The organism is uncultured Erythrobacter sp., from assembly GCF_947499705.1.
Lineage (GTDB): Bacteria > Pseudomonadota > Alphaproteobacteria > Sphingomonadales > Sphingomonadaceae > Erythrobacter.
Genome location: NZ_CANMPJ010000002.1, coordinates 230,102 through 245,746 on the forward strand (window position 1 = coordinate 230,102; position 15,645 = coordinate 245,746).

Annotated in this window: 17 protein-coding genes; 2 read left to right on the top strand and 15 right to left on the bottom strand. The window is 59.9% G+C overall.

Annotation, left to right across the window (positions count from 1 at the left end; genetic code table 11):
* Positions 1–113 precede the first annotated feature (113 nt).
* The gene (locus tag Q0837_RS13920; protein ID WP_298470359.1) at positions 114–749 is read left to right on the top strand and encodes a hypothetical protein; all 636 of its coding nucleotides are present in this window, start codon (positions 114–116) and stop codon (positions 747–749) included.
* A gap of 144 nt (positions 750–893) precedes the next feature.
* On the opposite strand, the gene Q0837_RS13925 is transcribed toward Q0837_RS13920, so the two are convergent.
* The 12 genes from Q0837_RS13925 to Q0837_RS13980 all read right to left on the bottom strand — a co-directional run bounded on the left by Q0837_RS13925 (position 894) and on the right by Q0837_RS13980 (position 12,346).
* On the bottom strand, positions 894–1,451 hold the full coding sequence (locus Q0837_RS13925) for a pyridoxamine 5'-phosphate oxidase family protein (protein WP_298470361.1): 558 nt from the start codon (positions 1,449–1,451) through the stop codon (positions 894–896).
* A complete protein-coding gene (locus tag Q0837_RS13930) occupies positions 1,451–1,762 on the bottom strand; it encodes a GFA family protein (protein WP_298470363.1) in 312 nt (103 codons plus the stop codon). Before Q0837_RS13930 ends, Q0837_RS13925 begins: the two co-directional genes overlap by 1 nt.
* Before the next feature lie 50 nt (positions 1,763–1,812).
* A complete protein-coding gene (locus Q0837_RS13935; protein ID WP_298470365.1) occupies positions 1,813–2,694 on the bottom strand; it encodes an alpha/beta hydrolase in 882 nt (293 codons plus the stop codon).
* A 37-nt stretch (positions 2,695–2,731) separates the two neighbouring features.
* Positions 2,732–4,264, bottom strand: coding sequence for a peptide chain release factor 3 (locus tag Q0837_RS13940; protein WP_298470368.1), 1,533 nt, complete (start codon positions 4,262–4,264; stop codon positions 2,732–2,734).
* An 18-nt stretch (positions 4,265–4,282) separates the two neighbouring features.
* Positions 4,283–6,661: a phenylalanine--tRNA ligase subunit beta gene (gene pheT / locus Q0837_RS13945; protein ID WP_298470370.1), complete on the bottom strand. Its 2,379-nt coding sequence runs from the start codon at positions 6,659–6,661 to the stop codon at positions 4,283–4,285.
* Positions 6,658–7,758: a phenylalanine--tRNA ligase subunit alpha gene (gene pheS, locus Q0837_RS13950; protein ID WP_298470371.1), complete on the bottom strand. Its 1,101-nt coding sequence runs from the start codon at positions 7,756–7,758 to the stop codon at positions 6,658–6,660. The genes pheT and pheS overlap by 4 nt, the downstream gene beginning before the upstream one ends.
* A gap of 112 nt (positions 7,759–7,870) precedes the next feature.
* Entirely contained in the window at positions 7,871–8,767 is an 897-nt protein-coding gene (locus Q0837_RS13955) for an AraC family transcriptional regulator (protein ID WP_298470373.1), read from the bottom strand.
* Positions 8,768–8,791: 24 nt separating this feature from the next.
* Positions 8,792–9,694, bottom strand: coding sequence for an AraC family transcriptional regulator (locus Q0837_RS13960; protein ID WP_298470375.1), 903 nt, complete (start codon positions 9,692–9,694; stop codon positions 8,792–8,794).
* A 120-nt stretch (positions 9,695–9,814) separates the two neighbouring features.
* Positions 9,815–10,174, bottom strand: a complete 360-nt coding sequence (gene rplT / locus Q0837_RS13965) for a 50S ribosomal protein L20 (RefSeq protein WP_298470377.1) — start codon at positions 10,172–10,174, stop codon at positions 9,815–9,817.
* A 55-nt stretch (positions 10,175–10,229) separates the two neighbouring features.
* Positions 10,230–10,433 (bottom strand): 50S ribosomal protein L35, encoded by a 204-nt coding sequence (gene rpmI, locus Q0837_RS13970; protein ID WP_298470379.1) that lies wholly within the window; start codon positions 10,431–10,433, stop codon positions 10,230–10,232.
* Between the two features lie 253 nt (positions 10,434–10,686).
* Positions 10,687–11,385: a hypothetical protein gene (locus tag Q0837_RS13975; RefSeq protein WP_298470381.1), complete on the bottom strand. Its 699-nt coding sequence runs from the start codon at positions 11,383–11,385 to the stop codon at positions 10,687–10,689.
* A gap of 181 nt (positions 11,386–11,566) precedes the next feature.
* Positions 11,567–12,346 (bottom strand): inositol monophosphatase family protein, encoded by a 780-nt coding sequence (locus Q0837_RS13980; protein ID WP_298470382.1) that lies wholly within the window; start codon positions 12,344–12,346, stop codon positions 11,567–11,569.
* A gap of 186 nt (positions 12,347–12,532) precedes the next feature.
* Here Q0837_RS13980 and Q0837_RS13985 point away from each other — a divergent pair, with 186 nt between their 5' ends.
* Positions 12,533–13,507, top strand: a complete 975-nt coding sequence (locus Q0837_RS13985; RefSeq protein WP_298470383.1) for a helix-turn-helix domain-containing protein — start codon at positions 12,533–12,535, stop codon at positions 13,505–13,507.
* A 4-nt stretch (positions 13,508–13,511) separates the two neighbouring features.
* On the opposite strand, the gene Q0837_RS13990 is transcribed toward Q0837_RS13985, so the two are convergent.
* The 3 genes from Q0837_RS13990 to Q0837_RS14000 form a co-directional block, all read right to left on the bottom strand.
* Positions 13,512–13,871: a ribose-phosphate pyrophosphokinase gene (locus Q0837_RS13990; protein ID WP_298471759.1), complete on the bottom strand. Its 360-nt coding sequence runs from the start codon at positions 13,869–13,871 to the stop codon at positions 13,512–13,514.
* Between the two features lie 2 nt (positions 13,872–13,873).
* A complete protein-coding gene (locus Q0837_RS13995; RefSeq protein ID WP_298470384.1) occupies positions 13,874–14,809 on the bottom strand; it encodes a ribose-phosphate pyrophosphokinase in 936 nt (311 codons plus the stop codon).
* A 109-nt stretch (positions 14,810–14,918) separates the two neighbouring features.
* Positions 14,919–15,599: a hypothetical protein gene (locus Q0837_RS14000; protein ID WP_298470385.1), complete on the bottom strand. Its 681-nt coding sequence runs from the start codon at positions 15,597–15,599 to the stop codon at positions 14,919–14,921.
* Positions 15,600–15,645 lie beyond the last annotated feature (46 nt).

Here is a 15,645-nt window from a genome sequence, read left to right on the forward strand (position 1 = left end):
TTTTGCGTTCAATCTTCGCGTCCTTTGGACTGGTTTCAACGCCGTGCGGCTTTGGCTTTGTCCGCAGCATCCGCTTCAGAACCGCGTCCTCTTGCTTTTGATTGGTGTCTTCCATGACTGAAAAATACACACCTCAAGTCTTCGTGTCGCCCCTCACTGACGAAGAACATGCACAACTAGGTCGGATTGCCATACTGTGGGGCCAAGCGGACTGGCTCATTGATGAGATCATCCTTGGGGCGCTCAAGATCACCAGAGAGCAACACAAGGCCTTGATTGGCGAGAAACCTCTCGGTCCCAAGATCAATCTGCTCAAACCGCATCTGAAGGACGTGAACCCACCCGAAGCCCAAGAGGCCGCCAAGAAATTCGTACAGGGGCTGGACCTCACGAAATCGAAAAGAAATTCCATATTTCATGGTGTCTGGGGTTGGCGCGCACACCCCAGAAAGCAAATTGTCGAACGCTGTGCACGCCACCCAAAGTCCCTCAACGACCCGCCAAAGGCTGAAGACCTGCCAGCCTTAGAAAAGGCGCTCCACGAGGCTGTGGCGGAAGCCCTAAAGGCCGCCTGCCAGATATGGGGCTTCACGCCGCCTAAGGTTGTTGGTCGTTTTCTTCATGGTCGAGAGGAGGAAGCCCCAGAATGGTTCCAACAATGGCAAGCACAACGTCCTCTGACCGATCAAAATTGGGATCATAGCCTGTCAGAAGGGCAACTGCCGCGTCTAACCGATCCGATGAAATAGGTAACTCTAGAGTGCCGGCCTGTCCCGACGAATCAGAATCCATTTTACCCTGCTTTGTCAAGTATACTATTGCCACAATTTAGGCAGTCACTTGCGCGGAGTTAGGTCAGGGCACCCAACTTTGACGCAATATTCCGAGCGAGCCTATTCGCCCGCAATATACCGATCCGTCGGGCGCGTTGGCAGCCCGTCGATGCTCTCGGTGCGACCCGCCATCTTGGCTTCCCATTCGGCAGGATCACTCTGCCGGTGCGCCTTTTTGAGTGTTTCGCGCTCGCCTTCGAGGCTCATGAACGGCACGGCCCAGCCGCACGATGTCTGCACGCTTTCGACCTCAATATCGAAGATTTGCCGCGTCCCCGGCATCATGGTGAAGCGCTCAGCTAGCTCGTCCCAGCCGGCATCCTGTGGCAGAACAGGCTTGGCCGTTCCATAGATGCGCAGGATCAGCGCGGGACGGTCGAAATTGCAGAACATTATCGTGATCCGCCCATCGGCGATGACATGGGCGTGGGTCTCGTTGCCGGACCCACCAAGGTCGAGATAAGCCACTCGCGAGGGAGATATGACCCGAAACGCATCATACCCCTTGGGGCTGAGATTGATCCGCGCATCAGGCGCAGCGGTGGCGACGAAGAACACCGGCTGCTTCTCGATCATCGCCGTATGCTTCGGCTCAAGCGCATCGAAAAAGGCAGCCATCAGTCCATTTCCTTCCCTATCGTGGCGCGCACTGGGATACCCGCCGGGTCAAAGTCATCGAGGCAGAACACGTTGATGCCGACATAATCGGGTGTCACGCGTTTGCGGTGGAATGGGTAGATACCACAGTTCGAGCAGAAGAAGTGCCGCGCTGTCTTGGTATGGAATGGATACTCGCTGAGCGCTCCCTCGCCCGCCAGCAATTCGAACTCGCTTTCGTGCACTTTCACCATCAGCGCGTTCTTGCGCACACAGATTGAACAATCGCAGGTGGTGAGTTCGGGGAAGTCGGTGGTGATCGCGAATTGCACTGCGCCGCAATGGCAACTGCCAGTCAAACGTTTGAGCGGACGCGGACCACTCAAAGGAAATCCCTCAGCACCTCAACAAACTTGTCGAACTGGTCGTGGTGGAGCCAGTGGCCAGCCTTCTCGAATTCGATCACCTTGGCAGTGTTGAAATGCTCGACCCGGCCGTCTTTCTCCGGGTTAGAGGCCCAGCTGTCCGCGCCATACAGCAAGAGCGTAGGACAGGTGATCGCCCCCCACGTTGCTACCATGAATTCATCGGCCACATCCTCGACACCCCAGACATTGAGATGCGGGTCGAACTTCCAGCTGTAAGTGCCATCCTCGTTACGGTTGACCCCGTGGATGGTGAGGTGCCGGGCCTGATCTTCGGTGAGGTAGGAGTTTTCCTCAATCATCCGCGCAAAGGCGGCTTCGATGCTGTCATATTTACGCGGCGTGCGCCCGGCGGCCTTGCGCTTCTTCTCGACCCATTCGCGCATACGCTCGGGATACGGGGTCTTGCGCTGTTCGGCCTTCCATTCGGGCGATGGACCAAGACCCTCGATAGCCACCAGCTTGGTGACCATGTCGGGGAACATCCCGGCATAGCGTAGCGCGACATTGCCGCCCATCGAGTGCGAGACGATACTCACAGGCCCGCGACCCAGCTGGTGCACTAGCTGCGCCAGATCATAGACCATGTCGTTGGAGTTGTAGTTCCCGTCCGACACCCAATCGCTGTCGCCGTGGCCGCGGTGGTCCATGGCGACAATGTGGTAATCCTCGCGCAGAGCCTCTGCGGTCCAGTCCCAATTGCGAGCATGATCGCGCCCGCCATGGACGAGCACCAGCGGCGGCTTCGTATCGTTGCCCCAATCGAAGTAATTGAGCTTGAGACGCTGCGAGATGAAAGTCTGGGAGGTTGGACCAGAAGAGAAAGTCGTTCCGTTCATGCCAACCCAATGCCGCGAACTTTCGCGGGCCGCAACCTTACCGTTCCTTGGTTGCCGAGAAGATCAGTTCGGGGTTCTTCTCAACCTGATAGTTCACGTCCCACGGGCTCTTGGCCATGAAAACGAGATCACCATCGCGGTCGCGGGCGAGATTGGCGCGGTTGAAGCCCTCAAATTCGTCGAGCGCCTTTTGATCACCCTTGATCCAGCGCGCAGTAGCAAACGGTGCTGCCTCAAGCGCTGCCTCGACCTTGTACTCAGCCGAAAGCCGCGAAATCAGCACTTCAAGCTGCAACTGTCCGACCACGCCAACGACATGCTGCGCGCCGATCTCCGGGTAGAACACCTGGATCACGCCTTCTTCAGAAAGGTCATCGAGCGCCTTGCGCAATTGCTTGGTCTTGGTCGGGTCTTTCAACTGCACGCGGCGCAGTATTTCCGGCGCGAAATTGGGTAGGCCGGTAAAGCGGACTTCGTCCTTTTCCGACAGGGTATCGCCGACGCGCAACGTGCCATGGTTAGGAATGCCGATGATATCGCCTGCCTCTGCGGTATCGGCGATCTCGCGGTCCTGCGCAAAGAACAGGATCGGCGAATGGATCGCGATCGGCTTACCATGGCCCGACGGCGTCAGCTTCATGCCGCGTTTGAACGTGCCCGAAACCTGCCGCATGAAGGCGATCCGGTCGCGGTGGTTGGGGTCCATATTGGCCTGCACCTTGAAGATGAAGCCGGTGACCTCATCGTGGCTCGGCGCGATCTGCTCTTCGCCAGCCGGTTGTGGGCGCGGCGGGGGCGCGTGTTTGGCGATAGCGTCGATCAGTTCGGTCACGCCGAAATTCTTGAGCGCCGATCCGAAATAGACCGGCGTCAGGTCACCATTGCGATAGGCCTCGAGATCGAATTCGGGATATCCGATCTGCGCAAGCTCGATTTCCTCGGCCCATTCCTCCGGGATGGTGGGATCGCTGTCGCGCGTGCCGAGAAACTCCTTTGAAGGGCCTTCCGGGCGACTGACTGTGCCGCTCGCAAAATCGAGAATCCCTTCGAACTGTCCGCCCATACCGATTGGCCAGGCTTGCGGTGAGACGTCGAGCGCGAGCATATCCGCAACCTCGTCCATCAACTCAAAGCCCGGACGGCCTTCGCGGTCGACTTTGTTGACGAAGGTGATGATTGGCACGCTGCGCAAGCGGCAGACTTCGAACAGTTTGCGCGTCTGCGGCTCGATCCCTTTCGCGGCATCGATCACCATCACTGCGGAATCGACCGCCGTCAGCGTGCGATAGGTGTCTTCGGAAAAATCCTCGTGCCCCGGCGTATCGAGCAGGTTGAAGGTGATCGTCTCTCCTTCGTACTCTTTCTCGAAGGTCATGACCGACGAAGTGACCGAGATGCCGCGTTGCTGCTCGATCTTCATCCAGTCCGACCGCGCACGCCGCGCCTGCCCGCGCGCTTTGACCTCGCCCGCAAGGTGAATCGCGCCGCCTTGCAGCAGCAGCTTTTCAGTCAGCGTGGTCTTACCAGCATCAGGGTGCGAAATGATCGCGAAGGTGCGGCGATTGGACATGAGTGATCGGAGCGCAGATTACCCGCGCAATTCCGCTCCCTGCTTGGCCGCCGCCGCAACAATCGCATCGGTGATCGCTTTCAGGTCAGCGTCCTTGTAGCTCTTGTCCTGCGGTTGCAGCGTCACTTCTAGCGCGAGCGACTTTGTGCCTTCGGGCAGGCTGTCGCCGGTGAACTGATCGAAGATCCGGGCGTCCACGATGTTGACCTTATCCGCGCCTTTCACTGCGCGCAGCAAGTCTCCCGCTGGCAGTTCCGACGGCACGAGAAATGCGAAATCACGAGTCACCGCTTGCAGTGCAGGCGGAGTGAAACTGGGTCTGGCGAAGCTGACCGAGCCCTTGGCCGCTTTCTTGGCCGGGATCGCGTCTAGGTGAATACCGAACGCGGCGATCGGTACGCCAATCCCAAAGGCCTTAAGCACCGTCGGGTGGACCATCCCAAAGCTGGCGATACGGTTCTTTGGGCCCAGGCGCAAAGTCGCAGACTGGCCGGGGTGATAGATATCGCCCGCCTCGCCCATGACCTGCAATCTGTCGACCGGCGCTCCTGCTGCTTCCAGCAGAGCCAGGCACTTGGCCTTGGCATCATAGGCATCGAAGCTCCGCGCTTTGCCATGTTGCCATGAACGCGGCGCAGCATCGCCCGCCATCACCGCGACAAGCGCCGGATATTCGCCATCTGCGAGGTAGCGCCGACCGATTTCGAACAAGCGCACACTGGAAGAACCACGATCAAAACTGCGCCGCGCCGCCAACAGGAGGCCTGGCAACAATGACGGGCGCATCACTTTTAAATCTTCGCTGATCGGATTGTCGAGCGACCAATGCCCGCCGCCGACCGCATCGGCCTCATCCTCAGAGATGAACGACCACGTGATTGCTTCATCCAACCCGCTGCCACCCGCCGCACGGCGCAATTTGCGCTCCAGCTTCTGCTCCGGCGTCGCGGTTGGCCGGGCAACGCCTTCCATACGCGGCAGAGCAACGCTTTCGACCTTGTCGAGACCGTGGATACGAACGACTTCTTCGACGAGGTCGGCTGGTCCTTCGATATCATGACGGCGCAGCGGACAGGTCACCTGCCAATCATCACCGACAACGAAATCGAGGCTTTCGAGGATGCGGCGCTGCTCGTCAGCAGGCACGTCTACTCCGCCCAACCGAGCGGTCAGGCCGGTGTCGAACGACACAATCTTGGCTTGGCTAGGCGGCGCACCGGCGTGGACGGCTTCGGATGCCTGGCCACCAGCCAGTTCGACAATCAGCCCAGTCAGCAGGTCCAGCCCGGTTTCCAAGAAATCGGGATCGACACCGCGCTCGAACCGCGTGCGTGCGTCCGACGCGAGGCCAAGCTTGCGCCCGGTCACCCCGATACTGGCCGGATCAAAATAGGCGATTTCGAGCAGCACGTCGGTTGTATCGTCCTGCACGCCGGAATGCTCGCCGCCCATGATCCCGGCGATATCGTGCACCTGCACATCATCGGCGATCACCATCATGCTGGCATCGAGCGTGTAGATTTTCTCGTTGAGCGCCACGACCTGCTCGCCATCCTTGGCGCGCCGCGCCACGACCGCGCCCTGCAATTTGGCAAGGTCATAGACGTGCGCCGGACGGCCAAAGGCTAGCATCAGGTAGTTGGTCAGATCGACCAGCAGCGAAATCGGGCGTTGGCCCGCGCTAGCAAGACGCTGCTGCATCCAGTCAGGCGATGGACCGTTGGTCACGCCCTTGATCACGCGGCCATAGAAGGCCGGACAGCCTTGCGCGTCCTCGGTGCGGATTTCAACCGGGCACTCCCCGCTTGCCTCAAACTTAGGGAAGGCAATCGGTTTCAGCGTGCCGAGACCAGCCGCTGCCAGATCGCGCGCGATCCCGTAAACGCCCATGCAATCCGGGCGGTTCGGCGTGATCGCCACGTCGATAATCGGCGAAGAGCCGTGATAATCGGCAAAGCTGTGCCCGACCGGCGCGTCTTCGGGCAGTTCGATGATGCCGTCATGCTCGTCGCCCAATTCCAGCTCGCGTACCGAGCACATCATGCCGTTGGATTCGACACCTCGGATCGCGCTTTTGCGGAGTTGCATTCCGTTTGACGGAACAACCGCGCCAGGCTGTCCCAGCACACCTTTCATCCCCGCGCGTGCATTGGGCGCACCGCATACGACTTGCAGCGGATCGCCCTCGCCCGTGTTGACGGTGAGCACTTGCAGCTTGTCAGCATCAGGGTGCTTTTCGGCGGTTAGCACTTCGGCGACGGTGAAGCCCGCCAGCCGCTGTGCCGGGTCTTCAACGCCTTCGATCTCCAGCCCGATTGCGGTCAGCGTATCGGTGATTTCCTGAAGCGTTGCTTCGGTTTCGAGGTGGTCTTTCAGCCAGGTGATCGAGAACTTCATGGCCGCGCTCCCACACCAGCGGAGAGGGTCGGCTGGTCGAAGGGCGAAAAGCCGTAATGCGCCAACCAGCGCGGATCGCCATCAAAGAAGGCTCGCAGATCGTTCATGCCATATTTCAGCATCGCGATGCGATCGATCCCGAGACCAAAGGCAAAGCCCTGATACTCGTTCGGGTCGACACCGGCCATTTCAAGAACCCGGGAATTGACCATGCCGCTGCCACCCAGTTCCATCCAATCATGACCCTCGGCATCGCCATGCCCGCCAACGACACGGCGGTTGCCTTCGTTGGAATAGCCGACATCTACCTCAACGCTCGGTTCAGTGAACGGGAAGTAGGATGGCCGCAGACGCAAGGTGATATCTTCGCGCTCAAAGAATGCCTTGAAGAAGGTTTCAAGCGTCCATTTCAAATGCCCAAGGTGAATGTCACGGTCGACAACCAAGCCTTCAACCTGGTGGAACATCGGCGTGTGCGTGGCGTCGCTGTCACTGCGATAGACACGGCCTGGCGCGATCAAACGGATCGGCGCGCCCTGTTCTTTCATGGAGCGGATCTGAACCGGCGACGTGTGCGTGCGCAGCAGCATTTGCCCGCCGTCAGGAGCAGCGTTCGGGAAATAGAACGTATCGTGCATCGCGCGGGCTGGATGGCTCTCATCCATGTTGAGCGCAGTGAAGTTGTGCCAGTCGTCTTCGATCTCCGGACCGGTCGCCAAGGCGAAGCCGAGATCGGCGAAGATCTCTGCCAGTTCGTCCATCACCTGACTGACGGGATGCACCGAACCTTTTGGCAGATCGGGCGCAGGCAGGGTCAGGTCGATTGTTTCATTGGCCAACTGCGCTTCGAGAGCCGCGGCTTCGAGAGCGGCTTTCTTGTCCTCAATCGCGGCGGCAATGTCGGCACGCACAGCCTGGATCGCGGGGCCAGCGGTCTGCCGCTCTTCAGGCGACATTCCGCCAAGCGTCTTGAGGGCAAGGCTGACCCAGCCCTTCTTCCCAAGCGCGGCCACGCGCTCGGCGTCAAGCGCCTCTAGCGTATCGGCGGCATCAATTGCCGCCAGCGCGGCCTCTTTTTGCGGTGTCAGATCGGTCATAGTTTGTGCGACGATGTGTCCAGTGAATTGAGCGCGTCCGCTAGCGTCAATTGGGCGCACTTGCAAAGCGCGTTTGAGTATCGCTCTGGGATTCCCGAAGTCTCGCCTTACGTCACTCGGACGCTTCGGGATCGTGCAGGCCCTGCACTGCCTCCCCTGCAATCTCCATTCTGGCCCGTGCCGCTGCGATCAACAGCGGCTTTTCGAGCTTGGAGTAGAAGCTCGGCGCCATACCCATGAAACGTTTGAAGTCGCGTACGAAGTGGGCTTGATCATGATAATGATGATCGAGCGTACTCAGCCAGTTGAGTGAGGGATCGAGCATGAATTGCGCAAGGCTTCGCAAGAACCTCTGACGGCGCAGCAACAGCTTGGGCGTGAACCCGAATGCGCGATTGCAAAGGCGTTCGAGCGAGCGCACGTTCATTGACACCCGCTCTGCGAAGTCGGCGACAGTCGCGATTTCAGGATCGACCAGGGCGGTGTTGATGGCCGTAATCTGATCCGCGTTCTTTGCCATCTTGCCGACGAGCTCGGCCATGTGGCTCTCGATCAGTTCGAGTTCGGCGTTCGCATCTCCGCCGCTCGCTTGCAGTGCATGGGCGAGCGGGTGGAAAGCCGCAAAGGCCTGGTCAGCGCCGCCATCGACAGCCTGATCGGCATAGTCACCCGCCTGCGCGTCGACGAATGTCGCCCAGCCAAGCGGCATCAATCCGATACCCCAGCTCGACCCCGATCCGATCCGGAACCGGCTGGCATAGCTGGTCGGGCCGGAGACCGAGAATGCCGGAACCGGCTCAAGGGCGCCGGGGCCGATTGCCGCTTCAGACCACCCTTCGGCGAGAAAGCGCAGATTGGGCCATTCGGGATGGAGATAGTCCTCGAGCCAGGGTTCATTGGCCGAGCATTGTACCTCGGTGCGGTAATAGGTTGTGACGAAAGGCCGCAATTCCTCGGCAGGAAGCGCAAAGCGAACCTTGACCGCTGGACCGCCGACGGAACGGGTCATCGCACCGCCCCCTGCGCGAAAAGTTTACCGGGAGGGCTTGTCCAGCGTCTGCGCCGCACTGCCCCATACGCGGGCGCGCGCTTCCATGAAGGAGGACAGGATCGGATGATCAAGTGCGGCATACTCACTGGGGTTCATAGTCATGAATTCGTGAAACTCACGCGTGAACTGTGCCTGATCGTGATAGTGTCCGTCCATTGCTTCCGTCCAGCGTGTTCCGCGATGGAGCATGAAACTGGTCAGGCTGCGCATGAAACGCTGACGCCGCATCAGCAATTTGGGCGTGAAACCAAAATAGCGCCGGCAGACGCGCTCGAGCGTACGGATGCTCATTCCGCAAGCGTCGGCTAGATCGCCAACCGCAGTGTAGGACACATCCACCATCGCCTCGTGAACCCGCATGATCTTGGGTTCGTCACGATTGGGGCGCATCAGGCGGGTGAGGTCTTCGATGAGCGCTTCGAATTGCGCATTTGTGTCGGCGTCTGGATCGCATAGCACATCGGACATGCAATCGAACTTCGCAAAGGTTGGATGCTTGGCGCCATCGCAGACGACGTTGGCCAGGTCCCGGGCATCGCCATCGATAAAGCGAGCCCAGCCGAGCGGCAAAATACCCACTCCCCACATCGTCGCATCACCGATTTCGAATTTGCACGGCAATGAACTGGGGCCGGTCGCGGTGAAGCGGGCGCCCTCAACACTGGTGTTCCCAATACGGGCGTTGGGTGTGCCTCCGGCAAAGAAGCGAATGCCGCACCATTCCGGCTGCAGGTAATCGCTGACCATGCTGCCCTCTTCGGAGCTTAGCGTGGCGTGATAGAACGTAGTGAAGCAGCCGTCGAACTGGCTCGGCGGCGGATAGAAGTCACTGTCTACAACGGCTGCAGGCTGTTCACCCGAAGCGCCTTCGTTTCCCTGCCCCATGAACGGACTTTTGCGCCACATGGCGAGTTTTTACAAGGAAAATGGCGCGAATATACAAGCAAAGGGGCGCCAAACCCGAAGTCTGACGCCCCTTTTGATGTTTGGATTCGCTGTCCGCGATTACGCGGGAAGAGCGTCTTTCGCTTGCGCGATGATCGTTTTGAACGCTGCTTCTTCGTTCATGGCGAGATCGGCCATAACCTTCCGGTCGAGTTCGATCCCGGCGAGCTTCACCCCGTGCATGAACTGCGAATAGGTGAGGCCTTCGGCGCGAACGGCGGCGTTGATGCGCTGGATCCAGAGCGCACGGAAGCTGCGCTTCTTAACCTTGCGATCACGATAAGCGTACTGGCCGGCCTTTTCGACCGCCTGGCGCGCAACGCGGATGGTGTTCTTGCGACGACCGCGATAGCCCTTGGCTTGCTCGAGTAGCCGCTTGTGCTTTTGGCGCGTGGTGACGCCGCGTTTGATGCGTGGCATTTTCGTATATCCTTATTTCGTCAGGGAGCAGGCCAAAGCCCGTTCAACCATCGAATCAAGACAGCCCGTAGGGCGCCCATTTCTTGACTGTGCGCGCATCAGGGTCGGAAGCGACCGAGGTGCCACGGTTCTGGCGGATATACTTTGCATTGTGGCTGATCAGACGGTGACGCTTGCCAGCGACGCCGTGCTTGACCTTGCCGGTTGCGGTGATTTTGAAGCGCTTCTTCACACCGCTTTTGGTCTTAAGCTTGGGCATTTTCATCTCCTTGGTCAGAGACACGCTTGGCCAGCCCTGGCAGCCCTTTCAGCCAGGCCGGTCGCTTGATTCGTGTCGTTGAAGGATGCGCACTTAGCGAATTGGGGCGCGGATGCAAGTGATTCGGGTGCGTGGGAATCGCTTGCCTCTTAGTACGAGGCAGCATTCCAGGCTGCGCATGCGACCGGCTGACGTTGACCATAGACGCGATCGTACGCGTCGAGCGCAAGCAATGAGAGAAAGACATCGCGATTCATTGAATGGTCCCTACTGCAAAACTGTTCTGAGACAGAGAATTGGCGAGCTGATTTTCTGCGTCAATGTGCCTCAATGGATTTCCGTCTAGCATCTTGCCATAGTAGTCGGGCAGCCAACCTAACCGCTGCACAATTCCAATTGTCACCGGTTCACCAGTAAACTCGACACCGATACGCTTGAGGCTCGCACCCTCACCAAATGTTGCGGCGAGATCCTTTGGATCGACCCTTTCGACGCTGGTCGGGTCATCAAGATCAGCAAATGTAACGAGCATCGGATAGTCGCGCGGCCACAGATCACCAGCGCGGCTAGTGCGCATCAAGGCCCGCGCTCGCTCAGGACTGCCTGGCTGTCCGCCCGGCGCACGCCCTTCGATTCCCTTGAACGCATACCAGTTGCCTGCATCGACGCTGCTTTCGCTCCGCAGCAATGCAAACAGCACTTGCCCATCCGGAAGATCGACCGCCACCGCCTCTCCGCGCATCTTGCCATTCACCCCGCGTCCCTCGGGCGCGATAAATGGGCTGTTACTTTCCGTAACTTTGACCTGGATCACGCTCGAGCCAGTAACGACACCGTCCGGCGTCTCGACTTCGACAATCAGACGATAGTTGAATGTCTCGCCAATCTGGCTGTCGCAGCCTGCCAGCAGCAAGGCTGCAAACAATGCCAATAGACCCGAAATTGCGCGCATGTTGGGGGGCCTCATTCTAGCTACCCGCATCCAATCGCATGATTTGATTACGAAAGGGTCATCACCCTGTATCCGTCATCCCGGCGAAAGCCGGGATCTCGGGCAGTTGAGGTGTGCGCTCCGTGGCCCTGGACCCCAGCCTACGCTGGGGTGACGAGTAAGGGTGACTAGGGATCGCGCCTCACCCCATCGCCTCCAGCACGCTCTCCAACCGTGCGGGTTCGCCCAGCGCTAGCACTGTGCCGTCGCTGTTTGCATCCAGCGGGTTGCCCTGCCAGTCGCTCATCATGCCGCCTGCGCCTTCGACGATGGGGACCAGCGCAGCGTAATCGTAGAGTTTCAGCCCAGCCTCGCACACGATGTCGAGATGCCCGCTCGCGAGCAGGCCGTAATTGTAGCAGTCCCCGCCCCAGACCACGATTTGCGAGGTCTGCGCGGCCAGCGACATGAAGGCGCCCGCTGCTTCATCGGTGAAATATTGCGGCCCGGATGAAGCGATCGTTGCCTCGTTCAATTCCTTGCAGGCTCGGGTCCGCACCGGCAGGCCGTTGAGCGTGGTGCCTTCGCCAATCGCCCCGACCCAGCGCTCTGCCGAAATCGGCTGGTCGATCACGCCCAGCACCGGCCAGCCGTCCTGCAACAGCGCGATCAGTGTGCCGAAGATCGGGCGGCCCGCCATAAAGCTGATCGTGCCGTCGATCGGATCGAGCACCCATTGACGCCCCGCGCCTTCGTTGCGGGTCCCGTATTCCTCGCCGATGATCCCGTCATCGGAGCGCTCGCTTTCGAGGATTGCACGGATCGCGCTTTCCGCCGCGCGGTCCGCTTCGGTCACGGGAGAGGAATCGGCTTTTCGCTCCGAATTCCAGTCACCGCGAAACAGCGGACGGATCGCTTCTCCAGCGGCATCGGCGAGCCTGCCGGCCAGTGCAATATCGCGTCCAAGATCGACCCCGTTCATAACTAAACCTCTGATTTTGCGCTTCGCCTCGACTTCGCCTATAGGGAAATCGTCGACACGCGAAAGTGACCGATGCGATATTCGCGAAATTTTGCGTGATCCGTATCACACACAACTTGCCGCTAATTATGGTAAGGCTGAAATATAGTTGCTGTCGCATAGCCACAAAACAGGGGTTGGGGAACAATGCCAGAGCGTTCCGCTCTGAATACATCGCAGATTAGCGAACCACCCGGCATGGTGGCGCAATCGGGCGAGACCCGTTCGGGGATGCCGTTATCCCTGAACCGTGCGGCTGCCGATGATCTCGACCCGTGGATCGCGCGTATCGTGATCGCCAAGGTCGAAACCACACCGGACTTCAAACTGGATTGCGGGCTGTGCAATGACATCGCATTCGAGCGCTTGCTGGTCGGCGGGGAATGGACGGTAGAGACCGCCGATGGCCCGCGACGCTTTGGCTCCGAACCGATCCTGCTTGGGCCGCATTCAAAGCACATGCCGGTCGTGTGCAGGGGCACCATGTCGACGCTGGGCGTAGGTTTCAGGCCTGGCGCGCTGCGCAAGCTTTTAGGCCGCGAGCTTCCCGAACTGGTTGATCGGGTGGAGCCTGGCGACCCGCTTGGCCTGCTGTCCGATGGCGGCGCGGCGCGGTACGCCAAAGATGCCAGCGCAGAGGAGTGGGCCAGCCTCGTTGAAGAGCGCGTGCGTGCCTTTGTCGAGCGGGTACAGCCCGACCCGCCGGAGCCACTCAGCTCAGCGTTCGAATATGCCAGTTTCGCCAACCCCAACATCGCGCCGGGGGAATTTGCCGAATCTCACGGCGTCAGCCTCCGGACGCTGGAGCGCACGGTGCGCCGCGATTTCGGCCTACCGCCGCGTACGGTGCTGCGGCGCGCGCGGGCGCTTGATCTCGCCGCGCAATTGCTTGGCATTTCTGACGAGACTGAGGAGCAGGAATTTCTGCTGCGCTATTTCGACCAATCGCACGTCATCCGCGAGTTTCAGGCGTTCTTCGGCGTGACACCGCAGGCGTTCCGCAAATCGCCCAAGCTGCTGCTGACGATCAATCTTGAAACACGTGCAGCGCGCCGGCTTGAAGAGCTGGACCGGCTGCGTCCGGGTGAAAAACGCCCGTGGCATGGCGGCGACGCGGACTAAGACGCTACTTCTCGGCCCAATACTCATACGCCAATTGCTGATGCAGGCTGACATAGGCCCGTGCTTCGCTGCCTTCCCATTCGAGCGGCCATTCACCGGGCAGGTCCTCGCTCAAATGCGAGCGTGACACGAACCAGCCCTGGCCCGGCAACCCATCCGATTGCCGCACAACCAAAACTGCAAGTCCCGGTTCGCCCGCGCCGCGCCCTTCTTCATCGAGGGCATCGAGCACACTGCAAAGCTGCCGCATCAGGGGACGCGTGAAGCGATGGCCGAGCAAGCCAAGCATTTGCGAATAGGTCAGCGCACCGCGAGCGCGCGCTACGCCGATGAGGATTTCCTTGACCTCATCCGGGTCAAACACACTCAATCAAACAGGCTGGAAACCGAACTTTCATCGGCGATCCGGCGGATCGCCTCACCGACCAGCGGAGCCATGGTGAGTATCCGGATACGGTCGGAAGCTTCCGCCGCTTCGGTCGGGCGGATCGAATCCGAAATCACCAGCTCCTTGAGCTGCGACCCGTCGATCCGCGCGACTGCGCCGCCCGATAGCACGCCGTGCGTGATATAGGCTGCGACCGACTTCGCGCCATTGGCGAGCAGCGCATCGGCTGCGTTGCATAGTGTGCCGCCGGAATCGACGATGTCGTCGATCATCACGCAGTGCCGCCCTTCGACTTCACCGATAATGTTCATGACTTCGCTTTCGCCGGGACGATCGCGGCGCTTGTCGACGATGGCCAGCGGTGCGTTGTCGAGCCGCTTGGCCAGAGCGCGGGCACGGACCACACCGCCAACATCAGGCGAGACGACCATCAGGTCCTGATCGCCGTAGCGCGCCTGAATATCCGCAGCCATCACAGGCGCGGCGTAAAGATTATCCGTCGGGATATCGAAGAACCCCTGAATCTGCCCCGCATGCAGATCAACCGCGAGCACCCGGTCTGCCCCGGCTTCGGTGATCAGGTTCGCCACCAGCTTGGCAGAGATCGGCGTGCGCGGTCCAGGCTTCCGATCCTGCCGCGCATAGCCGAAATATGGCACCACAGCCGTGATCCGCTTGGCCGAAGCGCGGCGCAGCGCGTCGATGCAGATCAGCAATTCCATCAGATTGTCATTGGCCGGAAAGCCAGTCGGCTGGACCAGAAATACGTCCTCGCCGCGCACATTTTCATGGATCTCGACGAACACTTCCTCGTCGGCGAAGCGGCGGACGCTAGCGTCGGTCAGCGGGATTTCAAGATAGGCCGCTATGGCCCGCGCAAGCGGCAAGTTCGAATTGCCGGACATGATCTTCATGGTTGCGAATCCCCGCTTTTCGTTTCGTTGACTCGCCTAGCCGACAGTCATGGAAACGCAACAGAGCGGGACGGGGTTGTCGTCAGGTGGTTGGTCGCAGATCTCGCGTTCAGTCGTCATAGACGAAGATCACCTGGTCGGCATCCTCGACGCGAACCCAGACCTGATAGTAGCCCAGCTCATTCTCGCCGCGCTTGTTGGCAATCGGGCGCGGTGTACCCAGGCGCGAATCGATCCACTGCAGGCGGACCTCGCCATCGACCACAATCCGCCGCCCGCCGAGCCGCTGCATCATCGTGAACATGTTGAGGTCCGAAATGCCTTTTGTGCGGCACCCTTTAACAGTGATCTGCCCATCGATCACCTCGTTCGCCCCGCAAACTCGGGCGCGCCGGAGCAGCGCGCGCAAGGCATCGGGCTCGAACGCGATCGTGAGCGTTCCAAGCTTCGCGTAGTCATGCCGCGAGTTGATGAAGAACAGCTCCTCAAGCTCGCCATGCAGGCTGCGGCCACCGCCACGAATGTCGAGCAGGAAACGCCCCGGCTGCGATCGTCCTTCGCCCGCCTCGAATGCCAGGATTGTCGCTTCGGCCGGAGTGATACAGCCGTTCTCGCAATCGGGCAGCGAAGGGCGAATAGCGTCCAGCTCTGCGTCCACCTCAACCAGGCTTGCGATCTGCTGTTGGGCCTGCGGCTGCGCAGACAGCGCGCACGCAGACAAGAGCAAGAGTGAAGCAAAAGACGCGCGCAGCACGCTCAATCCCCCGGAGCACTGAAGGCTGATTGACATAGTTCAGACTTTCCTTTGCGCCGTCCAATGAACGCGCGATGAGCAG

What these genes read in the sequence shown, in the direction of transcription:
- Q0837_RS13985 (WP_298470383.1), top strand. Translation starts at nt 12,533, where the DNA reads ATGCCAGAGCGTTCCGCTCTGAATACATCGCAGATTAGCGAACCACCC.
- Q0837_RS14000 (WP_298470385.1), bottom strand. Translation starts at nt 15,599, where the DNA reads ATGTCAATCAGCCTTCAGTGCTCCGGGGGATTGAGCGTGCTGCGCGCG.
- Q0837_RS13980 (WP_298470382.1), bottom strand. Translation starts at nt 12,346, where the DNA reads ATGAACGGGGTCGATCTTGGACGCGATATTGCACTGGCCGGCAGGCTC.
- rpmI (WP_298470379.1), bottom strand. Translation starts at nt 10,433, where the DNA reads ATGCCCAAGCTTAAGACCAAAAGCGGTGTGAAGAAGCGCTTCAAAATC.
- Q0837_RS13955 (WP_298470373.1), bottom strand. Translation starts at nt 8,767, where the DNA reads ATGACCCGTTCCGTCGGCGGTCCAGCGGTCAAGGTTCGCTTTGCGCTT.
- Q0837_RS13960 (WP_298470375.1), bottom strand. Translation starts at nt 9,694, where the DNA reads ATGGGGCAGGGAAACGAAGGCGCTTCGGGTGAACAGCCTGCAGCCGTT.
- Q0837_RS13995 (WP_298470384.1), bottom strand. Translation starts at nt 14,809, where the DNA reads ATGAAGATCATGTCCGGCAATTCGAACTTGCCGCTTGCGCGGGCCATA.
- Q0837_RS13925 (WP_298470361.1), bottom strand. Translation starts at nt 1,451, where the DNA reads ATGGCTGCCTTTTTCGATGCGCTTGAGCCGAAGCATACGGCGATGATC.
- Q0837_RS13940 (WP_298470368.1), bottom strand. Translation starts at nt 4,264, where the DNA reads ATGTCCAATCGCCGCACCTTCGCGATCATTTCGCACCCTGATGCTGGT.
- pheS (WP_298470371.1), bottom strand. Translation starts at nt 7,758, where the DNA reads ATGACCGATCTGACACCGCAAAAAGAGGCCGCGCTGGCGGCAATTGAT.
- rplT (WP_298470377.1), bottom strand. Translation starts at nt 10,174, where the DNA reads ATGCCACGCATCAAACGCGGCGTCACCACGCGCCAAAAGCACAAGCGG.
- Q0837_RS13935 (WP_298470365.1), bottom strand. Translation starts at nt 2,694, where the DNA reads ATGAACGGAACGACTTTCTCTTCTGGTCCAACCTCCCAGACTTTCATC.
- Q0837_RS13975 (WP_298470381.1), bottom strand. Translation starts at nt 11,385, where the DNA reads ATGCGCGCAATTTCGGGTCTATTGGCATTGTTTGCAGCCTTGCTGCTG.
- pheT (WP_298470370.1), bottom strand. Translation starts at nt 6,661, where the DNA reads ATGAAGTTCTCGATCACCTGGCTGAAAGACCACCTCGAAACCGAAGCA.
- Q0837_RS13920 (WP_298470359.1), top strand. Translation starts at nt 114, where the DNA reads ATGACTGAAAAATACACACCTCAAGTCTTCGTGTCGCCCCTCACTGAC.